The sequence below is a fragment of the Bacillus sp. JJ783 genome (assembly GCF_036963225.1).
Taxonomy (GTDB): Bacteria; Bacillota; Bacilli; order Bacillales; family Bacillaceae_G; genus Bacillus_A; species Bacillus_A cereus_U.
The window spans coordinates 1-607 of the sequence record NZ_JBALMG010000204.1 but is presented as its reverse complement, the minus strand read 5'-3'; the positions used below and the strand labels follow the sequence as shown (position 1 = coordinate 607).

The following is a 607-nucleotide window of genomic DNA, read 5'->3' as shown; positions in this document are numbered from 1 at the left end:
TATGATAGAAAATATTGAAACGGCTGACTATGTTATGACGTTTACAAGAATTAATTTTGATTTTGAAAATAGTGATATTGAGAATATTGATAACTTGGGCGAAACGTTTAGAAAAGGACTTAATATAGAAAAAGACATATTGAGTCTAATTAGATATGCTATTGATAACATGAAGGTCATAACAGAGCATTTAAAAGTTGTGATTTCGTCAAAATGAGACTACAATAAATGGTGTTGAATAAATCAAGGAGGAATTCCTATGGTTGAAAAAGTTGAAAGATTAATTTCAGAAATTAACAAGTTACATAAACAATATTCAAATGACTATTTTGATACAGGTAAAGTTGATAAAGTCAATTTATCTAGAACAATTAAAAATGTTCCAGAACGTCATATTTTGAATTACAGACTAAATCTACATGAAAGTATCAATGATTATTTAATGAAAGCTGACACAGATGATATCAAATATTTCTATCGTGTAAAAACATCAGAAAGTATCTTAGATAAAATAAATCGTTATTTAAGTCATACGGATCAATATCCAGTTAATAATTGGTTAAATGATATATTTGGTTGTCGCATGATATTAAGTGCGGATGAGATT

The 607-nt window shown here is 27.0% G+C and carries 2 pseudogenes; both read left to right on the top strand.

Annotated elements, in window-relative coordinates:
- A pseudogene (locus V7038_RS28095) lies at positions 1 to 217 on the top strand (hypothetical protein); the annotation flags it as partial.
- 42 nt (positions 218 to 259) lie between these two features.
- Positions 260 to 607, top strand: a pseudogene (locus V7038_RS28090) (GTP pyrophosphokinase); the annotation flags it as partial.